Origin of the sequence: Pseudomonas sp. NFX5, from assembly GCF_049132125.1 — a bacterium.
GTDB classification, from domain to species: Bacteria; Pseudomonadota; Gammaproteobacteria; order Pseudomonadales; family Pseudomonadaceae; genus Aquipseudomonas; species Aquipseudomonas marginalis.
Map to the genome: position 1 here is coordinate 169,895 of NZ_JAFMZG010000021.1, position 23,552 is coordinate 193,446.

General features: G+C 61.1%; 21 protein-coding genes. 12 read left to right on the forward strand and 9 right to left on the reverse strand.

Annotation, left to right across the window (positions count from 1 at the left end; all coding sequences use genetic code 11):
* The first annotated feature begins 30 nt into the window (after nt 1-30).
* The gene (gene polA, locus J1N02_RS13945) at nt 31-2,814 is read left to right on the forward strand and encodes a DNA polymerase I (RefSeq protein WP_027608031.1); all 2,784 of its coding nucleotides are present in this window, start codon (nt 31-33) and stop codon (nt 2,812-2,814) included.
* A gap of 269 nt (nt 2,815-3,083) precedes the next feature.
* Here the strand turns inward: polA and yihA are convergent, their stop codons facing one another.
* The gene (gene yihA, locus J1N02_RS13950; protein WP_027608030.1) at nt 3,084-3,725 is read right to left on the reverse strand and encodes a ribosome biogenesis GTP-binding protein YihA/YsxC; all 642 of its coding nucleotides are present in this window, start codon (nt 3,723-3,725) and stop codon (nt 3,084-3,086) included.
* Nucleotides 3,726-3,917: 192 nt separating this feature from the next.
* On the opposite strand from yihA, the gene J1N02_RS13955 reads away from it, so the two are divergent.
* From J1N02_RS13955 to J1N02_RS13980, 6 genes are all read left to right on the forward strand, one after another.
* Nucleotides 3,918-4,220, forward strand: coding sequence for a c-type cytochrome (locus J1N02_RS13955; RefSeq protein WP_027608029.1), 303 nt, complete (start codon nt 3,918-3,920; stop codon nt 4,218-4,220).
* A 33-nt stretch (nt 4,221-4,253) separates the two neighbouring features.
* Nucleotides 4,254-4,880, forward strand: coding sequence for a c-type cytochrome (locus tag J1N02_RS13960; protein ID WP_027608028.1), 627 nt, complete (start codon nt 4,254-4,256; stop codon nt 4,878-4,880).
* 169 nt (nt 4,881-5,049) lie between these two features.
* A complete protein-coding gene (gene dsbA / locus J1N02_RS13965) occupies nt 5,050-5,685 on the forward strand; it encodes a thiol:disulfide interchange protein DsbA (RefSeq protein ID WP_027608027.1) in 636 nt (211 codons plus the stop codon).
* Between the two features lie 10 nt (nt 5,686-5,695).
* Nucleotides 5,696-6,574, forward strand: a complete 879-nt coding sequence (locus J1N02_RS13970) for an endonuclease/exonuclease/phosphatase family protein (protein ID WP_065937860.1) — start codon at nt 5,696-5,698, stop codon at nt 6,572-6,574.
* Nucleotides 6,571-8,637, forward strand: a complete 2,067-nt coding sequence (locus J1N02_RS13975) for a GGDEF domain-containing protein (RefSeq protein WP_146476870.1) — start codon at nt 6,571-6,573, stop codon at nt 8,635-8,637. Before J1N02_RS13970 ends, J1N02_RS13975 begins: the two co-directional genes overlap by 4 nt.
* Nucleotides 8,638-8,724: 87 nt before the next feature.
* Nucleotides 8,725-9,501: an N-acetylmuramoyl-L-alanine amidase gene (locus J1N02_RS13980; protein ID WP_027608024.1), complete on the forward strand. Its 777-nt coding sequence runs from the start codon at nt 8,725-8,727 to the stop codon at nt 9,499-9,501.
* An 8-nt stretch (nt 9,502-9,509) separates the two neighbouring features.
* On the opposite strand, the gene J1N02_RS13985 is transcribed toward J1N02_RS13980, so the two are convergent.
* Both J1N02_RS13985 and algB read right to left on the reverse strand, forming a co-directional pair.
* Nucleotides 9,510-11,297 carry a KinB sensor domain-containing domain gene (locus J1N02_RS13985; protein WP_421147420.1) on the reverse strand — a complete coding sequence of 596 codons (1,788 nt, stop codon included), beginning with the start codon at nt 11,295-11,297 and terminating at the stop codon, nt 9,510-9,512.
* A 10-nt stretch (nt 11,298-11,307) separates the two neighbouring features.
* Nucleotides 11,308-12,654 (reverse strand): sigma-54-dependent response regulator transcription factor AlgB, encoded by a 1,347-nt coding sequence (gene algB, locus J1N02_RS13990; protein WP_027608022.1) that lies wholly within the window; start codon nt 12,652-12,654, stop codon nt 11,308-11,310.
* Nucleotides 12,655-13,032: 378 nt separating this feature from the next.
* On the opposite strand from algB, the gene J1N02_RS13995 reads away from it, so the two are divergent.
* From J1N02_RS13995 to J1N02_RS14015, 5 genes are all read left to right on the forward strand, one after another.
* Nucleotides 13,033-13,317: a hypothetical protein gene (locus tag J1N02_RS13995; protein ID WP_027608021.1), complete on the forward strand. Its 285-nt coding sequence runs from the start codon at nt 13,033-13,035 to the stop codon at nt 13,315-13,317.
* Nucleotides 13,318-13,400: 83 nt separating this feature from the next.
* On the forward strand, nt 13,401-13,565 hold the full coding sequence (locus J1N02_RS14000; RefSeq protein ID WP_003170804.1) for a DUF1328 domain-containing protein: 165 nt from the start codon (nt 13,401-13,403) through the stop codon (nt 13,563-13,565).
* Between the two features lie 2 nt (nt 13,566-13,567).
* Nucleotides 13,568-14,035 (forward strand): inhibitor of vertebrate lysozyme family protein, encoded by a 468-nt coding sequence (locus J1N02_RS14005; RefSeq protein WP_027608020.1) that lies wholly within the window; start codon nt 13,568-13,570, stop codon nt 14,033-14,035.
* A 727-nt stretch (nt 14,036-14,762) separates the two neighbouring features.
* A complete protein-coding gene (gene gltP, locus J1N02_RS14010; protein ID WP_027608019.1) occupies nt 14,763-16,094 on the forward strand; it encodes a glutamate/aspartate:proton symporter GltP in 1,332 nt (443 codons plus the stop codon).
* A gap of 98 nt (nt 16,095-16,192) precedes the next feature.
* The gene (locus J1N02_RS14015) at nt 16,193-17,422 is read left to right on the forward strand and encodes a nucleoside recognition domain-containing protein (RefSeq protein ID WP_027608018.1); all 1,230 of its coding nucleotides are present in this window, start codon (nt 16,193-16,195) and stop codon (nt 17,420-17,422) included.
* Between the two features lie 90 nt (nt 17,423-17,512).
* On the opposite strand, the gene J1N02_RS14020 is transcribed toward J1N02_RS14015, so the two are convergent.
* The 6 genes from J1N02_RS14020 to J1N02_RS14045 all read right to left on the reverse strand — a co-directional run bounded on the left by J1N02_RS14020 (nt 17,513) and on the right by J1N02_RS14045 (nt 23,549).
* Nucleotides 17,513-18,124 carry an ABC-type transport auxiliary lipoprotein family protein gene (locus J1N02_RS14020; protein WP_108573570.1) on the reverse strand — a complete coding sequence of 204 codons (612 nt, stop codon included), beginning with the start codon at nt 18,122-18,124 and terminating at the stop codon, nt 17,513-17,515.
* On the reverse strand, nt 18,121-19,059 hold the full coding sequence (locus J1N02_RS14025) for an MlaD family protein (RefSeq protein WP_027608016.1): 939 nt from the start codon (nt 19,057-19,059) through the stop codon (nt 18,121-18,123). The genes J1N02_RS14020 and J1N02_RS14025 overlap by 4 nt, the downstream gene beginning before the upstream one ends.
* 1 nt (nt 19,060) lies before the next feature.
* Entirely contained in the window at nt 19,061-19,864 is an 804-nt protein-coding gene (locus J1N02_RS14030) for an ABC transporter ATP-binding protein (protein WP_027608015.1), read from the reverse strand.
* A complete protein-coding gene (locus J1N02_RS14035) occupies nt 19,861-21,009 on the reverse strand; it encodes an ABC transporter permease (RefSeq protein ID WP_027608014.1) in 1,149 nt (382 codons plus the stop codon). Before J1N02_RS14035 ends, J1N02_RS14030 begins: the two co-directional genes overlap by 4 nt.
* Nucleotides 21,010-21,062: 53 nt before the next feature.
* Nucleotides 21,063-22,094: a DUF5924 family protein gene (locus tag J1N02_RS14040; RefSeq protein WP_027608013.1), complete on the reverse strand. Its 1,032-nt coding sequence runs from the start codon at nt 22,092-22,094 to the stop codon at nt 21,063-21,065.
* A 72-nt stretch (nt 22,095-22,166) separates the two neighbouring features.
* A complete protein-coding gene (locus tag J1N02_RS14045; protein WP_098480649.1) occupies nt 22,167-23,549 on the reverse strand; it encodes a M16 family metallopeptidase in 1,383 nt (460 codons plus the stop codon).
* Between the last annotated feature and the right edge of the window lie 3 nt (nt 23,550-23,552).

A 23,552-nucleotide genomic window follows, 5' to 3' on the forward strand; every position in this document is an offset into this window, starting at 1 on the left:
CCTGACCCGCCGAAAAGGTTGATCCTGCTCATGAGCCAAGCCCCCCTCGTCCTGGTGGACGGTTCGTCTTACCTGTACCGCGCGTTCCACGCGCTGCCACCGCTGACCACCTCCAAAGGCCTGCCGACCGGTGCGGTCAAGGGCGTGTTGAACATGCTCAAAAGCCTGCGCAAGCAGTACCCGGACAGCCCGTTCGCGGTAGTGTTCGACGCCAAGGGTGGGACGTTTCGCGATGACATGTACGCCGAATACAAGGCCAACCGCCCAAGCATGCCCGATGACATGCGCGTGCAAATCGAGCCCCTGCACCAGAGCGTGATCGCCCTGGGCTTCCCTTTGCTGTGCGTCGAAGGCGTCGAGGCCGATGACGTGATCGGCACCCTGGCCCGCAGCAGTGCCGCCGCTGACCGTCCGGTGGTGATCTCCACCGGCGATAAGGACATGGCGCAGTTGGTCGACGGGCACATTACCCTGGTCAACACCATGACCGGTAGCTCGATGGACATCGAGGGCGTAAAGGAGAAATTTGGCGTCGCTCCGGAGCAGATCATCGACTATCTGGCGTTGATGGGCGATTCGTCCGACAACATCCCGGGCGTTCCGGGCATTGGTCCGAAGACCGCTTCCGGCTTGCTGGTGGGGGTGAACGGCGGCCTCAAAGAACTTTATGAGCAGTTGGATATTGTGCCGAGCCTGCCGATCCGGGGTGCCAAGACGCTGCCGGCGAAGCTGGAAGAGCATAAGGAGATGGCATTCCTCTCCTATCAGTTGGCGACGATCAAGATCGATGTGCCGCTGGACGTGGGTCTGGACGATTTGCACCTGATTGAACCGGATCGCGAAAAGTTGCTGGAGCTTTACACCCTGCTGGAGTTCAAGAGCTGGTTCGATGAGATTCAGCGCGATGCCAAGCGAGTGGAGCTCAAGGCCGCGCCTGTTGCCGAAGAGGTTATTGAAGCTACTCCTGCGGCACCCGCAGAAACGACCTACACCACGATCCTCGACCAAGCCACATTCGATGTCTGGCTGAAGAAACTCAACGACGCGACGTTGTTCGCTTTCGACACCGAAACCACCGGGATCGACGCTCAACAGGCGCAACTGGTGGGGGTTTCCTTCGCCGTGCAGCCCCATGAAGCCGCCTACATCCCGCTGACCCATTCCTACATCGGTGCGCCGCAGCAGCTGGATCGCGACACCGTGCTGCTGGCCTTGAAGCCATTATTGGAAGACCCGAGCAAGCTCAAGGTCGGCCAGCACGCCAAGTTCGACATGAATATCCTGGCCAACTGTGCCATTGGCGGCGACCCGGCGAATGGCATCAGCGTGCGCGGTATCGCGTTCGACACCATGCTTGAATCCTACGTGTTGAATTCCACTGCGACCCGCCATGACATGGACAGCCTGGCCAAGAAGTACCTGGACTACGACACCGTCAGTTTCCAGGACATCGCCGGCAAAGGCGCCAAGCAGCTCACCTTCGACCAGATCCCGCTCGAACAGGCTGGCCCCTATGCCGCCGAGGATGCCGACGTGACGCTGCGCCTGCATCAGGCACTGTACGCACAGCTCACCGCCATACCGAGCCTGGCAAGTGTGTTGACGGACATCGAAATCCCCCTGGTACCGGTGCTGGCGCGTATCGAACGCCAGGGCGCGCTGGTGGATGCGCAGCTGCTCGGTGTCCAGAGCATCGAGCTGGGCAACAAGATGGTCGAACTGGAGCGCCAGGCGTTCGAGATCGCCGGCGAAGCATTCAACCTGGGTTCGCCCAAGCAGCTCGGCGCGATTCTCTACGAGAAACTCGGCCTGCCGGTGCTGAAAAAGACGGGCAAGGGCCAGGCATCCACGGCAGAGGAAGTGCTGGCCAAGCTGGCCGAAGATGACTATCCGCTGCCCAAGGTACTGATGCAGTACCGCAGCATGAGCAAGCTGAAAAGCACTTACACCGACCGTTTGCCGGAGCAGATCAACCCGCGGACCGGGCGTGTTCACACCTCTTACCATCAGGCGGTGGCGGCGACCGGGCGGCTGTCTTCCAGCGACCCGAACCTGCAGAACATCCCGGTGCGCACCGCCGAAGGGCGACGCATCCGCCAGGCATTTGTCGCGCCCAAGGGCTACAAACTGCTGGCGGCGGACTATTCGCAGATCGAGCTGCGGATCATGGCGCACCTGTCCAAGGACGAGGGGCTGATGAATGCGTTCCGTAACGACCTGGACGTGCATACCGCCACGGCGGCCGAGGTGTTCAAGGTTGAATTGGCTGAGGTCACCTCTAATCAGCGTCGCAGTGCCAAGGCGATCAACTTTGGCCTGATCTACGGCATGGGGGCACAGAAGCTCGGCAAGGACATCGGTGTCGATACCAAGACCGCCAAGGCTTACATCGATGTGTACTTCGCCCGCTACCCAGGCGTTCGCGAGTACATGGAGCGCACCCGCGCCCAGGCTGCCGATCAAGGCTACGTGGAAACCTTCTTCGGACGTCGGCTGTATTTGCCGGATATCAACTCCAACAAGCCCCAGGAGCGCGCGGCCGCAGAACGCACGGCGATCAACGCGCCGATGCAGGGCACGGCGGCGGATATCATCAAGAAAGCCATGGTGCTGGTGGATAGCTGGCTGACCGCGTCGGGCCTGGATGCCAAGGTGATCCTGCAGGTACACGATGAATTGGTGCTGGAGGTGCGTGAGGATCTGGTGGCCGAGGTCAGCGAGAAGATTCGCGAGCACATGAGTGCGGCGGCGCAGTTGGATGTGCCGTTGGTGGTGGACGTTGGCGTAGGCGACAACTGGGACGAAGCGCACTGATTTCGCGGCATCGCCACCACCGAGCGTGGTGGCGGAATGCTTTAGATCGGAAATCCGCTGCAGTTATTTCCAATAGTTTTTTGAACCTGCCGGAACTTAACCTGTGAACTGCTACTCAGAGTTACTGAATGGGTGGTGAAGCCCTTCAATGCTCCTATGTTGTGTTAAGTGTTGGCAGATATCCGGACCCCGCCCTAGCGGTCCGGTACTTGAACCCCGAACTTCCCCTCCCCATACGAAGTCCGGGGTTTTTTTTGCCCGCAGAAAAGTTACTCGGCGAGTTCCGCGCCTTTGTCAGCCAACTCCATCCAGCCGGCCAGCACGGTATAGGCATCTTCCAGGCCCATGCGCTTGGGGGCCGAGAACAGCTGGATGGTGATTGTGTCACCCCAACCCTTGCGGATTTCGGACTGCACTTTAAGCAGGGTGTTCTTGGCGGCGCCGTAGGTGAGCTTGTCGGCCTTGGTCAGCAGGATATGCATCGGCATGCCGCTGGCGACCGCCCAATCCAGCATCAGCAGGTCGAAGTCGGTCATTGGATGACGGATGTCCATCATCAGGATCAACCCCTTCAAACTCTCGCGGCCACCCAGGTAAGCCTCCAGGTGGCGCTGCCAGTGCAGCTTCAGCGGGATAGGTACTTTTGCATAACCGTAGCCCGGCAGGTCGACCAGACGCCGATCATCGTCTAGCTTGAAGAAGTTGAGTAACTGCGTGCGGCCCGGGGTTTTCGAGGTGCGCGCGAGGCTGGCGTGGGTCAGGGTGTTCAGTGCGCTGGATTTACCGGCGTTGGAGCGACCGGCAAAGGCGACTTCAAAGCCTTCGTCATCGGGGCATTGGTCAACTTTGGCGGCGCTGAGCATGAAGGTGGACTGTTGGCACAGGCCGAGGATGGGGTTCTTGAGTTGCATGAGATTTCCGATGTGGGCGGTGCCGAAAAAGGGTGCGGCAAGCGGTGTCGTTTCCGTTTCAGTAGCGCCAGTATATAATGCCGCAGATTTTGTGTGTGCTTTGTCCCAGCGAAGGATGAAGTTCACGGGAGCGATAGACCTTTATTGCGCATTAGAACGCAAAACGCTCTCAAACCCTGAAAAGGTCGATGTATGACCCGATGGTTGCTCGCTTTCGGTGCCCTGGTTCCGCTGTATGGCGCTCAGGCTACACAGGATCCGGAAGCGGTGTACAACCGAGTTTGCGTGGCTTGCCATGCCGGCCAACTGCCGAACGCCCCGAAACGGGGTGACCAGGCAGCCTGGGCGCCAAGACTGGCGCAGGGCATGGACACGCTGGTGCAACACGTGACCCAGGGTTTCAAGGCAATGCCGCCGCGTGGTTTGTGCATGGACTGCAGTACCGAGGATTACCAGGCCATCATTGAGTTGATGGTGAGTAAACCCGGTAGATAACTCTTAAACCCTTAGCCGTAGTTGGATTAGCTGATGAACAAACTGATCGTGAGTCTGCTGTTGACCTTGGGCATCACCGGTGTTGCCGTCGCCGCAGAGGGCCCCCTTAAAGGTGATGCCACTGCCGGTCAAGCGAAAGCCGCCGTATGTGGTGCCTGTCATGGGCCGGATGGTAACAGCCCGGCGCCGAACTTCCCCAAATTGGCCGGCCAGGGTGAGCGTTACCTGACCAAGCAGATGCACGACATCAAGGATGGCAAGCGCACGGTCCTGGAAATGACCGGCCTGCTGACCAACCTCAGTGATCAGGACCTGGCGGATATCGCGGCGTATTTTGCCAGCCAGAAAGGCAGTGTGGGAGCTGCTGATCCGAAACTGGTGGCCCGTGGTGAGAAACTGTTCCGCGGCGGTGACCTGGATAAAGGCCTGCCTGCCTGCACCGGTTGCCACTCGCCCAATGGCGCGGGCATAGCCGCCGCCGGCTTCCCGCACCTGAGCGGCCAGCACGCCACTTACATTGCCAAGCAACTGACCGATTTCCGTAAGGAAGAGGCAGGGCGAGCCAATGATGGCGACGCGGCAATCATGCGCACCATCGCCCGCAAGCTGAGTGACGAGGACATTGCCGCCGTCTCCAGCTACATCCAGGGCCTGCACTAAGTGTCCCGGCAACGTTAACGCTCGATTAATCCATCGATGCAAGCATAAAAAGGGTGGCTTAGGCCGCCCTTTTTTGTGGCCGCTGCCGTTACACTAACGAACTCATGCCCGCGTAGACCTGTCACAACAAAGGTCGCGTGAGGCGACTTTATTTGTCCAGGAGTAAAGCATGCGTAATCTGATCCTCAGCGCCGCTCTCGTCACTGCCAGCCTTTTCGGCATGACCGCGCAAGCTGCCGATGTGCCGCTTGAAGCCGGTAAAACCTACGTTGAATTGGCCAACCCAGTGCCGGTTTCGGTACCGGGCAAGATCGAGGTGGTGGAGCTGTTCTGGTACGGCTGCCCGCATTGCTACGCTTTTGAGCCGGTCATCAATCCTTGGGTCGAGAAGCTGCCCAAGGACGTGAACTTCAAGCGCATCCCCGCCATGTTCGGCGGCCCATGGGATGCACACGGCCAACTGTTCCTGACCCTGGAAGCCATGGGGGTGGAGCACAAGGTCCACAACGCGGTATTCGACGCCATCCAGAAACAAGGCAAGCGCCTGACCAAGCCGGACGAAATGGCTGACTTCATTGCTACCCAAGGCGTCGACAAGGACAAGTTCCTGGCCACCTTCAACTCCTTCGCGATCCAGGGCCAGATCAAGCAGGCCAAGGAGCTGGCGCAGAAGTACGGCGTGCAAGGCGTACCAACCATGATTGTCAACGGCAAGTACCGTTTCGACCTGGGCACTACCGGTGGTCCTGAAGCGACCCTCAACGTTGCCGACCAGTTGATCGCCAAAGAACGCGCAGCCAAGTAAGGGGCTCCTCATGCGCCGCTGGGGTACTGAACGTGTGGTTGGCCTGCGTGAACCGCAGGTCAACGAACATCACCTGGAGTCCACAGGTTTGCCGGCAGACAACCGCCTGCGCCTGCTCAGCTTCAATATCCAGGTGGGCAACAGCACCGAGAAGTACCGGCACTACCTCACCCGGGGCTGGCAGCATTTGCTGCCCCACAACGGCCGGGCCGGTAACCTGCAGAAGATCGGCGACCTGTTGAATGATTTCGACCTGGTCGCCCTGCAGGAAGCCGACGGCGGCAGCATGCGTTCCGGCTATATCAATCAGGTCGAACACCTGGCGCACCTCGGGGCCTTCCCGTACTGGTACCAGCAGCTCAATCGCAACCTCGGACGCCTGGCGCAGCACAGTAATGGTGTGCTCAGTCGTTTGAAGCCCACCTCCATCGAAGATCACCCATTGCCGGGCCCCAAGGGGCGCGGGGCGATTCTCGTGCGTTTTGGCGAAGGGCCTGAGGCCTTGGTGGTGGTGATGATGCACCTGGCGCTCGGGGGGCGTACGCGCAACCTGCAGTTAGCCTACGTGCGCGACCTGATTGGCAACTACAAGCATCAGGTGTTGATGGGTGACATGAACACCCATGCGAACGACCTCCTGCTGAATTCCCCGTTGCGTGACCTCGGGTTACTGGCGCCGCAAGTCGAAGCCACGTTCCCCAGCTGGCGCCCGCAACGCTGTCTTGACCATATCCTGCTCAGCCCGAGCCTCACACTCGAGAGTGTGCAGGTATTGGCGCAGCCCATCTCCGATCACCTGCCAGTCGCGGTAGAGATTCGTCTGCCGGGTTCGCTCACGGCTGATGCATTGCCCGCGTTGAGCCCCGGCCCTCGCGGACCCCTTGCATGAGCGACGACGCCCAGCGCTGGAAAGAAAAATACCTGTTAAGCATCGAGCAACAAGAAAAGCTCGAACGCCGTTGGGCTGCCCGCCTCGACCTGCTGCGTCGTGGGCTGGTGCGCAGCACACTGGCGGCAGAAGGCACCGACCGCGCGGTTGACCAATGCATGAAGGAAATGCGCGACGTCGTGCGTACCGACGACATGGACGCCGCCCTCGCCGCCTTGCTGCCGCGCCTGGAGAAGGCGGTACTGGATTCGGAGCAGCGCCGCGAAACCCGGATCGACCAGATGAGCACCGCACTGACCTCCCTGGTCACGCAGTTGCAAAAGCTGCCGCTGCCCCGTGAGGTCGCCCGTCCGCTGAAAACCTTTGCCAAGCAGTTGGATGGCCGCGTCAGTCAGGCGCGCGAGATTCCCTTATTGCTCAGCGAGTTGAGCAGCCTGCAAGGGCAGGCGCTGGATAACCTGGAGCCGGACGGTGAAACCGTGCGTCCCGGGCCGGGTTTGTTGCAACGCCTGTTTGGGGCCAAGGACGCTTCGAGCGAGGCGCCGGCCAGCGAGCCCATCCCCAGTCCGCCGCCGGCCCCTGTTGCCCCCAAGCCCGCCGCCGAGCCCCAGGAGCCCGAGCAGTCCGACGAGTTGACGCAAGCGTTGCGGGCCTTTGCGCCGCCGCCTCAGGCGCCGCTTGCCGCGCAGCCCGAAGCCGCAGCGCCCGCCAAGGCCGCCGATGTCGCCAGTGAAAAGTTTGTGTACGAGGCGCCTGCCCAAAGGGCCGCAGTAGCTGCGGCTGTCGACGTATCTCCAGCACCTGTCGAGCCCTGGGAGCCTGAGCCGCAGTTGCAAGAGCCCGCCACCGAAAGCGCGCTCGCCGCCTTTATCGAAACGCCGCAGGTTGCCGTCGAGGCGCCGCAGGAGACGGTGATCGGCAGCCTCTCGTTCCCTCCGGTTCTTGACGTCGAAGAACCGGACCCCGACGAACTTCAATCGGATGGCCTCTACTCCCTGCCGGATTCACCGGAGCCATCGTACAGCTCCGTGGCCAAGCACATCGAAGATACCCTGATCGGCCTGCTGGAGGAGCTGGCCCTGCCCGAGCGCCATCGGCCCCAGGCCGAAGCCATGCGTGAACGCTTGGCCCACGGCTTGAATTGGTACGAATTGCTGCCGATCCTCGATGACCTGGCGGTGCTGATGCTGGCGATCACCGACAGCGGCCAGCACGAGTTTGAGGCTTACCTCAAACAGCTCAACGAACGCCTTGAAGCCTTCCAGGGCCATCTGCAGGTGGCCAGCGACGGCCATGCCGACAGCCGCTCCGCTGCCAGGGAGCTGGACACGCAGATTCGCGAACAGGTCGACGGCCTGCAAAGCAGTGTCCAGGAAGCCGCGGACCTGGACAGTCTCAAACAGGTGCTCGAAAGCCATCTGGAGGGTTTGCTCGGGACCATGGACGAGCACCAGCAACAACGTGACCAGCGCGAGCAGGAAGTGGCGGCGCGCCTGAAAGGCCTGGCCGAGCGGGTCGCCAATATGGAGCAGGAAGCCCAGGGTTACCGTGAGCACCTGGAGGTGCAACGCCAGAAGGCCCTGGTCGATCCGCTCACCGGTTTGCCTAACCGTGCGGCCTGGAGCGAGCGTCTGGACCATGAGGTCAATGCCTGGCACCAGCGTGGCAATAGCCTGTCGCTGGCGATGTTGGACCTGGATCACTTCAAGCGCATCAACGATGGCTATGGCCATCTGGCGGGTGACAAGGTGCTGAAAATCATCGCCAACGTCCTGCGCAAGCGCCTGCGCCCCAATGACTTTATAGCGCGGTTTGGCGGTGAGGAGTTTGTGTTGCTGATGCCTGACTCGTCCCTCTCGGACGCCCTGGCAGTGGGGGAAGTACTGCGTGCCGCGATTGCCGCCTGCCCATTCCACTTCAAGGGCGAGCCGGTGACGATTACCGTGTCCATGGGCGTGGCGCAACTGCAGCCGGGTGAGCGCAGTGAGCTGGCGCTCAAGCGAGCCGACGAGGCGTTGTATCGGGCCAAGGCGGCTGGGCGTAATCAGGTGCAGGCCGCGTAAAAGGCGTTCCATCGTGTAATTTGACCGCTGGCCACAAACGGTACGTTACACTGTTGCATTATCGTCTTCAGCGTACTGTCTTCCGCCATGAAATCCTTGTACTTCGCCTGTGTATTTCTTCTGCTCGCCGGCTGCGCCAGTGGTCCGCGCCTGGACACCCGCCACCCTTCGGCGAACCACGACAATCGCGTGCAGTTCGTGGTCGTGCACTACACCTCCACTAACCTTGAGCGTTCCCTCGCCCTGCTGACCCACGGCCAGGTCAGCGCTCATTACCTGATCGGTGACGACGCCGGTGCCACCATCTACAAGCTGGTGGATGAGAGCCAACGTGCCTGGCATGCGGGAGAAAGCGAGTGGATGGGGCGTACCTGGCTCAACTCCAGCTCCATCGGCATCGAGATCGTAAACCCTGGCTACAAGGACACCCCCACAGGCCGCTTGTGGTACCCGTACTCGGAGGCCCAGGTGAAATCGCTGGTGGTGCTGCTCAAGGACATCAGCAAGCGCAATGGCATCGACCCCAGGAACATCATCGGCCATAGCGATATCGCGCCGCTGCGAAAGCTCGATCCGGGGCCGCTGTTCCCCTGGAAGCGCCTGGCCGATGAAGGCCTGAGTGTGTGGCCGGATGCCCAGGCCGTCGCCCGTTTCCAGGTGCAGTATGCCGCTGAATTGCCGAGCATTACCTGGTTCCAGGAAGAATTGGCGCTCCTCGGTTACCCGACACCCCAGACGGGTGAGTTGGATGTCGCCACGCGCCATGTGATCGCGGCGTTCCAGATGCGCTTCCGGCCATCCCGGTTCGATGGCGTGCCGGATGCCGAAAGTGCTGCCATCCTGCGTGCCCTGAACCGGCGCTAAGCTGGCGCCTACAAGGGCAGCGCCATATAGAACTGGGTGCCCTGCCCCGGCCGCGAATACACCCCCATGCGGCCGCCGTGCAATTGCACGATCTCCTTGCACAGCGCCAGCCCCAGGCCGGCGCCGCCCTTCTTGCGCCCAACCTGGACAAAGGGTTCGAAGATGCGCCCTTGCTGGCCATAAGCGATACCTTCGCCGTTGTCTTCGACGCTGATAATCACCCGCTCGCCATGACGTCGCGCCTGCAGGCGAATTTGCCCACCGTCGGCGGTATGACGCAGGGCATTGCCCAACAGGTTGTCGAGCACCCGTTCCAATTGCGCCTGGTCGGCATACAGCCGTGGCAGGTCGGATTGCACTTCTACCAACAGTTCGATGTGTTGCGCATTGGCGGGCTCCACAAAGCGCGCGCGGGCGTGTTCGAGCAGATCGGTCACGTCGCAGGGGCCCAAGGTGAGTTTCTGCAGGCCATTCTGGTAGCGCGAGAAATTGAGCAGGTCGTTGATCAACTGCATCAGGCGCTGCATTTCTTCGTTGACCGTATCCAGCAGGTCCGCTTCACGGGATTCCGGCGGGAACTTCGCGCGTTCACGGAACAGGCCGAACGCCATGTGCATGCCGGTCACCGGCGTGCGCAGTTCATGGGAGGCGCGCAAGACGAATTCGCTGCGCACCCGTTCGAAGGCGCGCTGTTCGGTGACGTCATGCAGCACCATCACCGCGCCAAGGATATGTCCCTGGGTATGGCTGACAGGGGTGAGGCTGTAGGTCAGCAGGCGCAGTTCGCCCTCGACTTCGACTTCCAGGTCCTCCGGCGCGCGCTCCAGAGTGCCGCCGCGCAACACCAGTTGCAGTTGTTCATCCAGCTCCGGGCGCACCAGGGCTTCGCCAAGGCCTTGGCCGAGGCGTTCCTCGTCCCAGCCCAATTGGCGTTGTGCAACCGGATTGAGATGCTCCAGGCGGCCTTGGCGGTCAATCATCAGCAGGCCGTCGTCGATGCTGTCGAGCACGGCTTGCAGGCGCTGCTGGCCGGCCAGCAACTCGTCAACGTTAGTCGCCTGATGCTGGCGCACCGCCTCGGCCATAAGGCCGAAGCGACGCGTCAACAGGTTCATTTCCGCTGCCGAAGAGAGCGGCAGCGTCACTTCAAAATCGCCCTGGCCGATCTTGTCCGCTGCTTTTGCCAGCGCTTCGATCGGGCCGCCAAATCGCCGGGCGATGCCATGGGCCGTGACAAATCCGATGATCAGCACTGCAAGGCCCACCAACCCCAGCAAACCGGCGATCAGCAAGGCGCGCGCGCGGGATTTATGCTCGCTGGCGCTGATGTTTTCCAGGGCCTGTTTATGTTCGGCAATCAGCCCGTTGCGCAGCACATTGAAGGTTTCGGTGAGTTTTTCCTTGCTGCCCGGTGGTGGCGACGCCTGCTGGGATTGCTCGAAGGCGTCCAGCAGGTCCTGGTATTGGGCTCGCGCCTGGCTGAAGCCGTGGCTATGGCCGTCGCGTTGCTCATGGGCGATGCCTTGGTCCAGCAGGTCGAAGTAATGCTGCTTGGAGCTTTGCAATGCCTGCGGATCGGGGCGATGTTCCAGCATCATGATCAATTGGTCGCCCAGGCTTTGGCGCAGCTTGAGCCCCAGGTCCAGCGTGACGAAGTTGCTGCGAATCAGGGACTCCTGGGTCTTGGCCATTTGCATGACGCTGACCAGACCCAGGATCAGACCCAGCAGGGCGACGGTGATCAGCGCTGAGATACTCAGGAACAATCGAGTGCGCAGTTTCATCGCTAGCTTCATAGGGTGCAGCTCACAGGTTGTACTGTTTGCGTTTGCGGTACAGGGTCGACGCGTCGATGCCGAGGGTGCGGGCGGCCTGGTCCAGGGTATCGCTGGTGGCCAGTACGGCGCCGATATGGGCTTTCTCCAGCTCGTCCAGGCTCAACGCCGCGCCAATGCGCGGGGCGTTATTGGTCGGTTGTTCGGCCATGCCGAGGTGGATGATTTCGACCTTTTCCTGTGGGCAGATGATGCTGGCGCGTTCCACCACGTTGCGCAGTTCGCGGATATTGCCTGGCCAGCGATAGTTGAGCAGTGCTTCGCGCGCCTGATCACTGAAGCCCCGCGCCGGGCGGGCGTATTCCTTGACGAAGCGCGCCAGGAAGCGGTCTGCCAGGGTGAGGATGTCTTCACTGCGCTCGCGCAGCGGTGGCAGGTGCAAGGTGATGACGTTGAGGCGATACAGCAAGTCTTCCCGGAAGCGACCGTCGCGCACCATGTCTTCCAGGTTCAGGTTGGTGGCGGCCAGGATACGCACATCGGCGCGACGGGTGACCGGGTCGCCCACGCGCTCATACTCCTTGTCCTGGATAAATCGCAGCAACTTGGGTTGCAGAGTGAGGGGAAAGTCGCCGATCTCGTCGAGAAACAGCGTACCGCCGTCCGCCTGGTTGACTCGGCCCAACGTGCTCTCACTGGCACCGGTAAAGGCGCCACGGCTATGGCCGAACAGCTCGCTTTCCATCAGTTCTGCCGTCAGCGACGGACAGTTGATGGTCACGCAGGATTTCTTCGCGCGCTTGCTCCAGCCGTGAATGGCCCGGGCCAGTTCGCCTTTACCCGTGCCGGACTCGCCGAGGATCAGGATGTTGGCATCGGTACCCGCCACCTGGCGTGCGGTTTCAAGCACAACCATCATTGACGGACTGTGGGAGTCGAGGCCGTCTTTCTGCTGGCGTACGGCGCCTTCCAATACTTCCAGGCGCGCGGAAAGTTGGCGTACTTCCAGCTGTTTGGCGGTGGCCAGGCGAAGTTGGTCGGGGCTGCAAGGCTTGACCAGGTAGTCGGCGGCACCGGCCTGGATTGCGTCCACGGCGGTATCCACGGCGGAATGGGCGGTTACGATCACCACGCGCATCCACGGTGCCTGGATACGCATCTGGGCCAATACCACCAGGCCATCGTCTTCACCCAGGCGCAGGTCCAGGAAGCACAGGTCGAACACCTGGCGTTGCATCAGGGCATCGGCCTGGGCGGCGCTGTTGGCGGTGGCGACGGTGTAGCCTTCATCTTCCAGGCAATAACGGAAGGTGCGGAGGATCGCGGACTCGTCATCCACTAAAAGAATGCGGCCTTGAAGTTCCTTGGCTGATTCCATCTGTCCCGCGCTCCTTAACTATATAAATGATGGTGTTTAGTCCCGGAATAATCGGGCAAGTTGCATGGTTTATTCTGATCGATAAAAGGCGATGTCGTGCAGCTATCTGCGCGGCTTCCTGCGAAGTCCCGCCTTACAGCGTTTTCATGCTGTCTGCCCCTTCGGCACCACCCTCCGTGCTTTCTATCCCTTCATCCGACCACTGACCATCGTGCATTTCGCACGGCGTAGTAGAGGGCATCGTGCAGGATGCTGGGCGATTGACCTAGTGCATATATTTAACTTATTGATTTTATTGGTTTTTATTTTATAAAAAAGCTGGCATGCGCTCTGCAATAGCTATCCCAACGAATAATCAGAATGTGGGAGAAATGCAGCATGACTCGCCAAAGCCTCAGCCAACTGCGTGTATCGCCACTGCGCTTGCAACAAGGGCTGTTTGCCAGCCTGGCCCTGATGGTCACGCTGATTGCAGGCCAGCAGTTGCAGCAATGGCAGCAGAGTCAGCAGCACGCCCCATCGTTCGACCGTCCGGTAACGACCCAGACCCATTTCAGTTCCATTGGCACCCGTAGCGCCGATGTAACCGCCCCGCAATTGCGTGTGGCCGACCAGGATTCCACCCTGGGCGAGCTGCCGACTCAAGAGCGCTGGGTGTTTTAAGCAAGAACGTCGGTCGCTTGATGTCGAGCGCCCGTCCGGCACTACCGCTGTTACCTCTTAAAAGAAGCGTAAGGAGAATCACCATGTTGAGTTGGGCAATCACATTTCTGATCATCGCCATTGTGGCTGCAGTCCTGGGCTTCGGTGGTATCGCGGGCACCGCCACGGGTATCGCCAAGATTCTCTTTGTCGTCTTCCTGGTGATGTTCATTGCTTCGTTCTTCTTTGGTCGTCGCGGCCGAGGCTGAATATGACCACTTTGTCCCTCAAAGCCATTGCTGCCGCCCTGCTCTTGGGCGGCAGCGGCCTGGCGATGGCCGCCAATGACGGCCAATCCCGAGCCAACGAATTGCTCAGTGCGGACCCGCAATACCGCGAGACCTGGCAAGGCGTGGTGAAGAAAGAAGAGCGCCTGCCGGAATGGGTGATGAACCTTTCGGGCACGGCCGAGCAAATGAATGCCGTGGAAGAAGATGGCGACAAGTACCTGGTGGGGCCGCTCTGCGAAACTGCGGATACATGCCTCCAAAAGCGCCTGATCGTCGCCTTCAGCCTCGACAAGGAAGATGCCTACGCCATGTTGGTGGAAGTCCCGGCCGGTTTGCCGGCGGACAAGTCCCCGACGCGGCACGCCGATTACCGGTTTATCGGTAAGCCGGACGAAGGCATGCAAAAGCTCCTCATGGAGCAGCTGAAGAAAGATCCGAATTGGTACTAGGTTGCGTCTGACGCGTCTGTCGTCTGCGCAATCAGCGTCCATGGAAAGAAGCCCCGCGCTTCTTTCTGTCTGCATTGCCCGCCAAGGGTGATGCATGACCAGGGGGCCGGGTTGCTCTGATCAATCGGGATCGGCGTGACCTACGGGCACAGGGAGTGCCTGCGCAAGGGCCGGGTCAGGCGAAAAGCTGCGACGCAGGTTCACAAGCCCACGGCTTGCTGAACTTGCGGCGGGCTTGTGACTCTTATTCCCGCCTCCTATGCTGCCCATAGCCGCAAATCCTGATTTTGCTTTCGACCAACCATTTCTGGGTGTGTCGGGGCGACCATCTATCGAGAAAGTTTTGCCCGCGCCATAGGACGTTTCCGACGCTCGACGGCAGAGTTCCCGGGCATTTCTGCCAACCTCTCCAAGACCTGCAAAATCTCTGCGCGAGCCTGAATTGGCCGGTTCACGGCATATTCACCGGACAAAATGTCACATTTGAACTGACCGTTCGGACAGTTATTATGAAAAAAAGTCATGCCGATTTGGCATGGGGTAGGCGTTTACGGCATTAGACGTCGTCCCCTTGCATGGGAATAGTTGCGCCTTTTTTCGCCTGCCAGTAAGCCATTTCGGCCATGCTGCGGTGACCTTCCATGGAGGCAGATGCACACACTTTTTCGCTCTCGAGCGTTGCAGCTGGCGCATTTGCCTTAAGTTCACTTGAAGTAAGGGTAATGACATGAAGAAGGCAAAGCTAAGCCTCGCCTGGCAGATCCTCATCGGTTTGGTATTGGGGATCGCAATCGGCGCAGTGCTCAACCATTTCAGTGCTGAGAAGGCCTGGTGGATCAGCAATGTGTTGCAGCCAGCGGGCGATATCTTTATCCGCCTGATCAAGATGATCGTGATCCCGATTGTGATTTCCTCGTTGATCGTCGGCATTGCCGGTGTCGGTGACGCGAAAAAGCTCGGGCGCATCGGCGTCAAAACCATCCTTTACTTCGAAGTGGTCACCACCATCGCCATCGTGGTCGGCCTGCTGCTGGCCAATCTGTTCCACCCGGGCGCAGGTATCGACATGAGTACCCTGGGTACCGTCGATATTTCCAAGTACCAGGCGACCGCCGCCGAGGTGCAGCATGAGCATGCGTTCATCCAGACCATCCTCAACCTGATCCCGTCTAACATCTTCGCCGCTGTAGCCCGTGGCGAGATGCTGCCGATCATCTTCTTCTCCGTGCTGTTCGGCCTGGGCCTGTCGAGCCTCAAGCCGGATCTGCGCGAGCCGCTGGTGACCATGTTCCAGGGCGTGTCCGAGAGCATGTTCAAAGTCACCCACATGATCATGAAGTACGCCCCCATCGGCGTGTTCGCGCTGATCGCGGTGACGGTGGCGAACTTCGGCTTCGCTTCGTTGCTGCCATTGGCCAAGTTGGTGATCCTGGTTTACGTCGCCATCCTGTTCTTCGCCTTTGCGGTGCTGGGCCTGATCGCCCGCCTGTTTGGCTTCTCAATCCTGAAAGTGATGCGCATCTTCAAGGACGAGTTGGTGCTGGCCTACTCCACCGCCAGTTCCGAAACCGTGCTGCCGCGTGTGATCGAGAAAATGGAAGCCTACGGTGCGCCGAAGGCCATCTGCAGCTTCGTGGTACCGACCGGCTACTCGTTCAATCTAGACGGTTCGACCCTGTACCAGAGCATCGCGGCGATCTTTATCGCCCAGCTGTATGGCATCGACTTGTCGATTGGCCAGCAACTGATGCTGGTATTGACCCTGATGGTCACCTCCAAAGGCATCGCCGGTGTGCCGGGCGTGTCCTTCGTGGTGCTGCTGGCCACCCTGGGCAGCGTGGGCATCCCATTGGAAGGCCTGGCGTTCATCGCCGGTGTCGACCGCATCATGGACATGGCCCGCACCGCCCTGAACGTGATCGGCAACGCCCTGGCCGTGCTGGTCATCTCCCGTTGGGAAGGCATGTACGACGACGCCAAGGGCGAGCGCTACTGGAACTCCCTGCCGCACTGGCGCACCAAGGAAGCGCTGCCGGCCGGCGAGATCACTCGCGGCTGATCGTACGATTGCGCTGACACAAACCTCGGATAATTCCGGGGTTTGTCGTTTCTGCCAGCCCCGCTATCATTCGCCCCATCTTTCGGGGGATTCAACTGATGCTCAATGGCCTGTGGCTTGGCTTCTTTGTCGTGGCAATGGTGTCAGCACTGGCGCAATGGCTGGTGGGCGGTAACGCCGGGATTTTCGCGGCGATGGTCGAAAGCATTTTCGCCATGGCCAAATTGTCGGTGGAAGTGATGGTGCTGTTGTTCGGCACCCTGACGTTATGGCTGGGCTTCTTGCGGATCGCCGAAAAAGCCGGGATTGTCGAATGGCTGGCCAAGGCCCTGGGCCCGCTGTTCCTGCGCCTGATGCCGGAAGTGCCGGCCGGTCACCCGGCCATTGGCCTGATCACCCTCAACTTTGCCGCCAACGGCTTGGGCCTGGATAACGCAGCAACACCTATCGGCCTGAAGGCCATGAAGGCGCTGCAAGAGCTCAATCCCATCCCTAACACGGCGACTAACGCGCAGATCCTGTTCCTGGTGCTCAATGCATCCTCCCTGACCCTGTTGCCGGTGACGATCTTCATGTATCGCGCCCAGCAAGGTGCGCCCGATCCGACCCTGGTATTCCTGCCGATCCTGCTGGCCACCAGCGCATCCACATTGGTGGGCCTGCTGTCGGTGGCGGTGATGCAGCGCCTGCGGCTGTGGGACCCGGTGGTGCTGGCCTACCTGGTTCCAGGCGCATTGGTACTGGGTGGGTTCATGGCCCTGCTGGCGACCCTCTCGGCCACCGCATTGGCGGGATTGTCGTCAATCCTCGGCAACCTCACGTTGTTCGGCCTGATCATGCTGTTCCTGCTGATCGGCGCACTGCGCAAGGTGAAGGTCTACGAAGCATTTGTCGAAGGCGCCAAGGAAGGCTTCGACGTCGCCAAGAACCTGCTGCCGTACCTGGTGGCGATGCTCTGTGCGGTGGGCGTGTTGCGTGCCTCCGGCGCGCTGGACCTGGGCCTCGAAGGCATTCGCCATGTGGTGGCCTGGACGGGCATGGACACGCGCTTTGTCGACGCCTTGCCGACGGCGATGGTCAAGCCCTTCTCCGGCAGCGCGGCCCGGGCGATGTTGATCGAGACCATGCAGACCCAGGGGGTGGACAGCTTCCCGGCGTTGGTGGCGGCGACGATTCAGGGCAGTACGGAGACCACCTTTTATGTGTTGGCGGTGTACTTCGGTTCGGTCGGCATCCAGCGGGCGCGGCATGCCGTAGGGTGCGCGTTGCTGGCTGAGTTTGCTGGTGTGGTCGCAGCGATCGCGGTGTGCTACTGGTTCTTTGGCTGAAGCTTAAATAGCTATCGGGAGCAAGCCCCCTCCCATATTTGAATGTGTTCACAGATCCACATGTGGGAGGGGGGCCCCCCGATGAGGCCCTCAGCGTTTCCCCGCACCATTGCCCTGCTGAACAACCCACTCCACCACCTGCCTGTTCAACTGATCTCCCGCCAACCCAAACCCGGCCACCACCGCCGGCACTTTGGTGTCAGTCACCGCCTGCTGCACTTCAAACCGCCGGCTGGCAATAATCCGCTGATCACTCCCACGCACCAGGCGTGCGTCGAGGCGGATCACCACCGCTACCCCACTGCCCCGGTACTCGCTCTGAAACGCCTGCAACTGCCCGCCCAATTCATAATCGGCCTGCAGGTTGGTGTCGTCGGTGCTCAACAGCGTCACGCGTCCATCGCGCTGGAACCCGTCCATCAGGCGATTGCGCAGCAGCACGGGCACTGGGTCGCTCCAGCGTGAGTTCGCATAGCTGCTGATCAAATCGCCATTGGGCACCACGGCGATGCGCGGGCTGTCGAGGAACTCACTGGTCTGCGGCTTTGCCAGGCGCAGCGACCAACTGACCGGCGCTCCCTGGTTGGCGGCCTGGGCCGAGGGCAGTCGGTAGACGTCCGACGGATCCGCCTTGGGCAGGATCGAGCAGGCGCTGATCAGCGCCAAGGCCACAGGGGCGATCATTTGGTAAGCACGCTTCATGGCGTGAACTCCTTGTTCTTGTCGCTGCCCAGCAGGTAGCCGCTGGGGTTGGCTTCCAGGCGGCGAGAGATGGCGCGCAGTGAACCGAGGGTTTCGCGCAGTTCGCGCACGGCCGGCGCCAGTTCGTTGAGACCCTGCATGCCGCTGTTCACCGAGTCCTTGTTGTTGGTGAGCAAGGTATTGATGGTGGCGGTGCTTTGCTCAAGGGATTTCATCGCCTGTTCGGCGCTGCCGAAGACCTGCTTGCCTTGATCACTGAGCAGGCCATTGGCGTTGCGCATCAGCGCCGTGGTCTGCTCCAGGGCGGCCCCGGCCTGCTTGCTTACCTGCATCAATTGCTGCATCACCACCTTGATATCCCCACGCTGGTCGGCAATCGCGCCGGTGGTTTGTTCCAGATGGTCCAGAGTGTTGCTGAGGCGCTCGACATTCTGCGCGGAGAACATGTCGTTGGCGTTGTGCAGCAGCAGGTTGATGCTGGTCATCAAGTCGTTGCTGTTATTGAGCAATCGCGCGATCGGCGATGGCGAGGCGATGATCTCCGGCAGGTTGCCGTCCTTGCCCTTGAGCTCCGGGCTTTGCGGCGTGCCGCCGCTGAGTTGGATGATCGAGGTGCCGGTGATGCCGGTCAGCGCGAGTTTGGCCTGGGTGTCTTCCTTGATCGGTGTCTGGCCGGCCAGGCGAATGCGCGCGAGTACGCGGCGCGGGTCCTTGGGGTCCAGGCGCAGGCTGATGACATCGCCCACCTTGATCCCGCTGTATTGCACCGAGCTGCCCTGGGACAGACCGCTGACCGCTTCGTTGAAGATCACTTCGTAATCCTGGAAGGCGCTGTCGACGCTGGATTTGGCCAGCCACAGGCCAAACAGCATCGCGCCGACCACCACGATCACGCTGAACAGACCGATCATCACATGATGGGCTCGGGTTTCCATGTCATACCTCGTTGAGCGGTTGAGCGGCATCCAATGCCGCGCGGCCTCGGGGGCCGTGGAAATATTCGTGAATCCAGGCGTCGTCCGTTTCCGAGACGATATCGATGGCATCGGCCACCAGCACCTTCTTCTGCGCCAGCACCGCCACACGGTCGGTGATGGTGTAGAGCGTGTCCAGGTCATGGGTGACCAGGAACACGCTCAGGTCCAGCGCATCACGCAGGGTCAGGATCAGTTGGTCGAATTGCGCCGCACCAATCGGGTCGAGGCCGGCGGTGGGTTCGTCGAGGAACAGGATGTCCGGGTCCAGCGCCAGGGCGCGTGCCAGGGCCGCGCGCTTGATCATGCCGCCGGACAGCGAGGCCGGGTATTTGTCGGCCGCCGACAGCGGCAGTCCGGCCAAGGCCAGCTTGACCGCCGCCAAGTGCTCGGCATCACGGCGGCTGAGCCCGGCATGTTCGATCAGCGGCAGCGCGACGTTCTCGGTCACTGTCAGCGAGGAGAACAGCGCGCCCTTCTGGAACAGTACGCCAAAGCGCCGTTCCACCAGCGAGCGTTCATGTTCCGGCAGGCTCGGCAGGTTCTTACCGAACACCCGCACTTCGCCTTCACTGGGCCGGCGCAGGCCGACGATGCTGCGCAGCAGCACCGACTTGCCGCTGCCGGAGCCGCCGACCACCGCAAGGATTTCGCCCTTGTACAGATCCAGGTCGAGATGCTCGTGTACGCGCTGGCTGCCAAAGCGATTGCACAGGCCACGCACTTCAATCACCGCCTCGGTGGGCGCACGGTGCAGACGACTCACCAGCCCATCTCCATGAAGAACAACGCGGCCACCGCATCCAGCACGATCACCACAAAGATCGATTGCACCACGCTGGAGGTGGTGTGGGCGCCGACCGATTCGGCGCTGCCGCTGACCTTGAAGCCTTCCAGGCAGCCGATGGCGGCGATCAGGAAGGCGAAGAACGGGGCTTTTACCATGCCCACCAGGAAGTGCTGCACGCCAATGTCCGATTGCAGCAGCGAGAGGAACATCGCCGGCGAGATGTCCAGGGCCACGGCGCAGACCACGCCGCCGCCGACGATCCCCGCCAGCATTGCCATGAACGTCAGCATCGGCAGTGCCACCAGCAACGCCAGCACGCGCGGCAATACCAGCAACTCCATCGGGTCCAGGCCCAGGGTGCGGATGGCGTCGATTTCTTCATTGGCCTTCATCGAGCCGATTTGCGCGGTAAAGGCGCTGGCGGTGCGACCGGCAATCAGGATGGCGGTGAGCAATACGCCGAATTCCCGTAGGAAAGAGAACGCCACCAGGTCCACGGTAAAGATCGTTGCGCCAAAGCTCTTGAGCACTGTAGCGCCGAGGAACGCCACGACGGCACCGACCAGAAAGGTCAGCAACGCGACGATGGGCGCGGCGTCGAGGCCGACCTGCTCAAGATGGGCGACCATTGGCGTCAGGCGCCAGCGCTTGGGCCGGAAAATGCCCCGGGCGAAGGTTTCGAGGATCAGGCCGATAAAGCCCAGCAGTTGCTTGCTGTCTTGCCAGACCTTGTCCACGGCCGCGCCGATACGCGCCAGCACCTGAATGCCAGTGGCTTCTTCCGGCGCTTTGTCCGGCACGCAAAAATCGTTGAGGGAGCGGTAGACGGTCTTGAGCAGCGCGCGGTCGGCGGCGGACAGGCTGCAGTCGGTCTGCTCGGCGGATTGCTCGATCCGGGTGGGCCCCAGCAGCTCCACCAGCAGCGAGGCGCCGGCGGTATCCAGGGCGCCGAGACCATTGAGATCGATGCGCGCACCAGCATCGTATTGGCCGTCGAGCTTGTCCGACAGCTTCTTCAGGTTTGCGTAGTGGGCAAGCGTCCAGTCCCCTGTAATCCGCAGTAATGGGGGGGCGGTGGACGTATCGAGGTGGGCTGTGCCGGCCGTGGTGCTACTGGTCATAAGCTCCGAGCTTGTTTGCTATCCACAATTCCTACGTAATAGCACGATCCTGCCTACTTTGGGTTGTCCGTTTGTGCTGCGTCAGTCACTTTGAAGCGCAGCACACCGATGACCTGCCCGTCTTCGGTCAGCACCCTCACCTGCCAGCGGCCGACCGCATCGGGCGGGAAGTTCTGCTTGTGGGTCCAGGCGCGATAGCCTTCCTTGCGCCCGCCGTGGATATCCAACGCGATGCGGTCCACCTCTTTGCCGTTGAGTTTCCACACGTGGTAGATCCGCTCATCCAGGCCGCGCGGCGCGTTGATTGCGGTGTAGGCATAAAGCCCGCCGCTGCGCAGTTGGGCGGCGCTGACTTCCTTGAGGTCGTCACCCGGCGTGCGGTCTTGCAGTTGGGTGCTGATCGCCACTTCGGTCATCCACAAGGTGGCCGGCGGTACCCAACTGCGCAGGAACCAGCCCGCGCAACCAATGGCGGCCGTTACCCCCAGCAGCATCGCCCAGCCCTTGAGGCTGCGCAGCGGCAGGCTCACCGCCAGGCTTGGAATCGACAAGGCCATGGCGACGCCGAGGGCGAGTTTGTAACTTTCGGCGGTGGTCAGGTGCAGGATGATCGGCAGCGCAGTGAGCAGCGCGGCGAACAGGGTTAGGGTGTGCAACGCGAGGAACAACGAACGCTTGGGCGCCAGCCATTTGTAGTACAGCGGGTCGACGATCGACACCAGCGCGGCCGCGCCGAGCAGGCCGGTGAACACCGATTGGCCGCTGTTCCAGGCAGTGGTGACGAAAAAGAACGGCAGCACGAAGAACAGACTTTCCTGGTGGATCATCTGGGTCGCGTAGCGCAGCAGGGGTTCGGGTATTTCGCGCTTGAAGACTTTGGTGAACAGCTGGGTAAAGCTGTTTTCCAGCATCAGCCACAGCCAGCTCACCAGCATGATCACCGCGATCCAACTGGCCATGCCCTGCTGGCGATCTACCAGGATGAAGCTGCAGACACCCGAGATAAAACCGCCGAGTGCAATCACCCCTGGGTAGCGCTTCATCAGTTCGAGGACGCGGGTGATTAAGCGGGTCAGGTTTTGCATTCGGCGGTTCGCAGTCTTTGTAGGAAAAAATCCCAGACAGAATAACGTCTTAGGCCAGGGTTCGGTGCCTCATTACGCGATCCGTTTGCGATAACGGCGCACGCCGATCAACGCAATGGCAATCAGCCCGAGGACGCCGGCGCCGATCCAGTTGAGCATGTCGTAGCTCAGGAGTGGTTTCTCGATGCGCCAGTAACCCGGTTGCTTGAGCAACTCGCGCATGGCCTGGCTGGTCTGCTCCAGGCTCACGGCCTTGATGCGTTTGACCGGGTCGCTGAAGTGGCCGTTGTCGTAATCGCCCGAGGCGCTCCAATAATAGTCGGCCAGCGCGCTGTTGCCCTGCACGGCCCAGGCCTGGCGGGCGATGGCGGCCTGTTTGAGGCGGGCAAATACCGTTGGGTCAAGGCCGTCCTTGAGCAGTTGCGCCTTGAGGTCTTGCAGCACCTGCTCGGCTTCGGGGAGGTTGTCCCGCTCGAGGTCGGCATTCAGGCTGAGGAAGCCAACGCCGCCGAGCACTTCGCGCTCGCTCCAGGGCCCGTAGGACAACCCATGCTTGAGGCGTAGTTGGCGGTACAGCGCCCAGTCCAGGTAATCCTTGAGCAGGTCGTAGGTTTCATCATGCTGGTCGTCCAGTACCGGCTCGGGGAACAGCCAGTGCAGTTTGGCACTGTCGCCCACCCAGCCGTGGATCAGGTCGCGGTGGCTGGCGGCGGCGTGCTGGATCTGCGGCAGCGCCGGGTGCTCGCTGGGTTCGATCGGGTCGAGTTGACCGTAGGTGCGCTCCAGGTAGGCCGGCAGCAGTTTGTCGAGGTCGCCGACGATGATCAGGGTCATGTTGTTGGGGGCGTACCAATTTTTGCGCAGCGTCTCCAGTTGGTCGCGGGTCAGGTGATCGACCTCGGCGCGCTCGGCGCATTTGAGCCCCAGCTCGATGGCCAGTTGATTGCTGGCGGTGTGGCCCAGGTCCTGGCGGTCGAGCAGGCGTTGCAGGTGGGAGTAATGACCGCCGTCTTCGCGCTCGACTACCTGTTTGGCCGCGTTGATATTGGCGTCGGTCAGCTGGGTGCGGGTGATGATCGCCAGCAGCAGGTCGAGCACCTTGCGCTGGTTTTGCGCGGGTGCCTCGATCACAAAGGTCGTATCGGCGTTGCTGGTGTAGGCGTTCCACTCGCCACCCAGGGCTTGCATGCGGTCTTCCAGCTCGCCTTCGCCGCCGCCGTCGATACCGCTGAACAGCAAGTGCTCGAGCAGGTGCGGCAGTTCCTTGTCCTCGCAGCCGAAGTCGTCCAGGCCGACGCCGACCACCAGGCGAATCGCCACATGGCCGCGCTCGGTGCCCGGTTTAAGCAGCAATTGCAGGCCGTTGGGCAAGGTGTAGCCCTCAACCTGCAAGCGGTCAAAGGCAAAGACGTGGGCAGAACCCATGAGCAGGCAAGCGAACAACAGGCGACGCATAAC

Coding starts and splice junctions, on each gene's coding strand:
- polA (WP_027608031.1), top strand. CDS start 31: ATGAGCCAAGCCCCCCTCGTCCTGGTGGACGGTTCGTCTTACCTGTAC.
- yihA (WP_027608030.1), bottom strand. CDS start 3,725: ATGCAACTCAAGAACCCCATCCTCGGCCTGTGCCAACAGTCCACCTTC.
- J1N02_RS13955 (WP_027608029.1), top strand. CDS start 3,918: ATGACCCGATGGTTGCTCGCTTTCGGTGCCCTGGTTCCGCTGTATGGC.
- J1N02_RS13960 (WP_027608028.1), top strand. CDS start 4,254: ATGAACAAACTGATCGTGAGTCTGCTGTTGACCTTGGGCATCACCGGT.
- dsbA (WP_027608027.1), top strand. CDS start 5,050: ATGCGTAATCTGATCCTCAGCGCCGCTCTCGTCACTGCCAGCCTTTTC.
- J1N02_RS13970 (WP_065937860.1), top strand. CDS start 5,696: ATGCGCCGCTGGGGTACTGAACGTGTGGTTGGCCTGCGTGAACCGCAG.
- J1N02_RS13975 (WP_146476870.1), top strand. CDS start 6,571: ATGAGCGACGACGCCCAGCGCTGGAAAGAAAAATACCTGTTAAGCATC.
- J1N02_RS13980 (WP_027608024.1), top strand. CDS start 8,725: ATGAAATCCTTGTACTTCGCCTGTGTATTTCTTCTGCTCGCCGGCTGC.
- J1N02_RS13985 (WP_421147420.1), bottom strand. CDS start 11,297: ATGAAGCTAGCGATGAAACTGCGCACTCGATTGTTCCTGAGTATCTCA.
- algB (WP_027608022.1), bottom strand. CDS start 12,654: ATGGAATCAGCCAAGGAACTTCAAGGCCGCATTCTTTTAGTGGATGAC.
- J1N02_RS13995 (WP_027608021.1), top strand. CDS start 13,033: ATGACTCGCCAAAGCCTCAGCCAACTGCGTGTATCGCCACTGCGCTTG.
- J1N02_RS14000 (WP_003170804.1), top strand. CDS start 13,401: ATGTTGAGTTGGGCAATCACATTTCTGATCATCGCCATTGTGGCTGCA.
- J1N02_RS14005 (WP_027608020.1), top strand. CDS start 13,568: ATGACCACTTTGTCCCTCAAAGCCATTGCTGCCGCCCTGCTCTTGGGC.
- gltP (WP_027608019.1), top strand. CDS start 14,763: ATGAAGAAGGCAAAGCTAAGCCTCGCCTGGCAGATCCTCATCGGTTTG.
- J1N02_RS14015 (WP_027608018.1), top strand. CDS start 16,193: ATGCTCAATGGCCTGTGGCTTGGCTTCTTTGTCGTGGCAATGGTGTCA.
- J1N02_RS14020 (WP_108573570.1), bottom strand. CDS start 18,124: ATGAAGCGTGCTTACCAAATGATCGCCCCTGTGGCCTTGGCGCTGATC.
- J1N02_RS14025 (WP_027608016.1), bottom strand. CDS start 19,059: ATGGAAACCCGAGCCCATCATGTGATGATCGGTCTGTTCAGCGTGATC.
- J1N02_RS14035 (WP_027608014.1), bottom strand. CDS start 21,009: ATGACCAGTAGCACCACGGCCGGCACAGCCCACCTCGATACGTCCACC.
- J1N02_RS14040 (WP_027608013.1), bottom strand. CDS start 22,094: ATGCAAAACCTGACCCGCTTAATCACCCGCGTCCTCGAACTGATGAAG.
- J1N02_RS14045 (WP_098480649.1), bottom strand. CDS start 23,549: ATGCGTCGCCTGTTGTTCGCTTGCCTGCTCATGGGTTCTGCCCACGTC.